The organism is Arsenicicoccus sp. UBA6765, assembly GCF_002453335.1.
Lineage (GTDB): Bacteria > Actinomycetota > Actinomycetes > Actinomycetales > Dermatophilaceae > Arsenicicoccus > Arsenicicoccus bolidensis.
Map to the genome: position 1 here is coordinate 1,700 of NZ_DKGR01000010.1, position 1,965 is coordinate 3,664.

Sequence of the window (1,965 nt, forward strand, 5' to 3'; positions counted from 1 at the left end):
CGCCGAGGTCGCCGGTGAGCACCTGTCGGCGGAGCGGCGACCCCACCTGGTGCGGTCCTGGTCGTTGGGTGGGCGGACGGGCAGCCCGGACGGGGAGACCGCGGTGGTCGAGGTGACCGGTCACGTGGACCTGCCGATCGTCGGCAGCGTGGTCGAGGCCTTCGGCGGGGGAGTGGACGTGACCGTCGTGTCCCGCGCTCGCTCGGCGGTGCGCTGACCTGCGGTCAGGCGGTCGCGAGCTCCCGCGTTCGCGGCCCGAAGAAGGCGAGGACCAGCGCTCCGACGAACCAGGTGGCGGCGATGAAGGAGAACACCGAGCGATAGCCGGACGAGGTGTAGATCGAGGTGATGACCAACGGGCCCGCGGCGTTCGACAGTCGACCGAGTCCGTAGCTGAATCCCGTCCCGAGCGAGCGGGCGTCGGTGTCGAACAGCTCGGGCGAGTAGGCGTAGGCCAGGGACGTGTAGCCGCGCTCGAAGAGGTTGACCAGGAACCCGAAGGCCACGATCAGGACCGGCGTGAACATCAGGCCGTAGAAGAGGCCGCTCACCCCGATGATCACGAGCTCGGGCGGCCCTCACGGTGACACGCGCGCAACCGGGCCGTCTCGGGCCATTCCACCTCACGGAATCCACGGATGGGCCTGGCCGCAGACTCAGTGCCCAGCGTCGCGCCGGCCGCGCGCCTGGTCGTGCCCCCTGGCCGTATGCCGGCGCCCGCTGTCAGGATCCGACGACGGCGGCAACCGCGGCGGCGGCCTCGTCGATGATCTCCTGCATCGCCCGCGTCGCCGCGAGCGCGTCGCCGGACTGGATCGACTGGGCGACGTCGCCGTGCAGGCGGATCGCCTCGGGGTTGGGGTCGACGGGCATCAGGTCGTGGTGGGTGCGCCCGGCGAGGACCTCGGCGACCACGCCGTCCAGGGCCGCGAGCATCTCGTTGCCGCTGGCCCGCAGCAAGGTGGTGTGGAAGACGACGTCCGCCTCGAGATAGGCCTCGAGGTCCTGGGCCTTGGCCCAGCGGGCCATCTCCATGACCGAGCCGACCAGCGTCCCCGCCTGCTCGGGGGTCGCGTGCTGCGCCGCGAGGCCGGCCGCGATGGGCTCGATCCCGGCGCGGAGCTGGTTGAGGGAGCGCAGCTGCTCGGCGCGGTCCTGCTCGGTGCCGTCGAGGCGCCACCGGATGATGCGGGGGTCGAAGACCTGCCACGCCGACCGCGGCTGCACCGTGATCCCCACCCGGCGGCGGGTCGCGATCAGGCCCATGGCCTCCAGGACGCGGGCTGCCTCACGGACGACCGACCGCGAGGTGCCGAAGCTCTCCTCGAGCAGGTCGGCCCGCAGGACCGTGCCCGGCGCGTGCTCCCCGGAGACGATGGAGCGACCGAGGCGCTCCACCACGATGTCGTGCAGGCTGGATCGGGAGGGTGCGGGGGGCATGGCTCGATCGTCCCACACAGTGACGTTTGGCAGCCCATACGGGTCAATCGTCATACATATTTTGCCCAAGGTCTTGAAATCGTCTGCCTAGAGGTTGCATGCTGGTGCCCTCGACGCGCGACGAGGCGTGTCCCCAAGACCTGGAGGCTTCGACGATGAGCTCCTCCGACATCGGCACGGACGGCGCGCGGACCCGCGCCCCACGTGTCGTCGTCATGGGCGTCACCGGCTGCGGCAAGACCACCGCCGGTGCGGCCCTCGCGCAGCGGCTGCGCGTCCCGTTCGCCGACGCGGACGACTTCCACCCCGAGGCCAACGTCACGAAGATGGCGGCCGGCATCCCCCTCGACGACGACGACCGCAGCCCCTGGCTGTTCCGCCTCGCGACCTGGCTGCGCGACCACGAGGAGACCGGTGCCGTCATCGGCTGCTCCGCCCTCAAGGTCAAGTACCGCGACATCCTGCGCAGCGGCGCCCCCGAGCTGACCTTCCTGCACCTGCACGGCGACCGCGAGGTCGTGGCCG

3 protein-coding genes and 1 pseudogene are annotated in these 1,965 nt (G+C 71.3%); 2 read left to right on the forward strand and 2 right to left on the reverse strand.

Annotation, left to right across the window (positions count from 1 at the left end):
- Window positions 1-217 (forward strand): annotated as a pseudogene (locus tag B4K29_RS01920) (hypothetical protein); the annotation flags it as partial.
- A 7-nt stretch (window positions 218-224) separates the two neighbouring features.
- Here B4K29_RS01920 and B4K29_RS01925 read toward each other — a convergent pair.
- Both B4K29_RS01925 and B4K29_RS01930 read right to left on the reverse strand, forming a co-directional pair.
- Window positions 225-551 carry an MFS transporter gene (locus tag B4K29_RS01925; protein WP_286955804.1) on the reverse strand — a complete coding sequence of 109 codons (327 nt, stop codon included), beginning with the start codon at window positions 549-551 and terminating at the stop codon, window positions 225-227.
- Between the two features lie 172 nt (window positions 552-723).
- Entirely contained in the window at window positions 724-1,440 is a 717-nt protein-coding gene (locus tag B4K29_RS01930; RefSeq protein WP_286955803.1) for a FadR/GntR family transcriptional regulator, read from the reverse strand.
- Window positions 1,441-1,595: 155 nt separating this feature from the next.
- On the opposite strand from B4K29_RS01930, the gene B4K29_RS01935 reads away from it, so the two are divergent.
- The coding region (locus B4K29_RS01935; RefSeq protein ID WP_286966293.1) for a gluconokinase at window positions 1,596-1,965 on the forward strand (370 nt) is incomplete at its 3' end.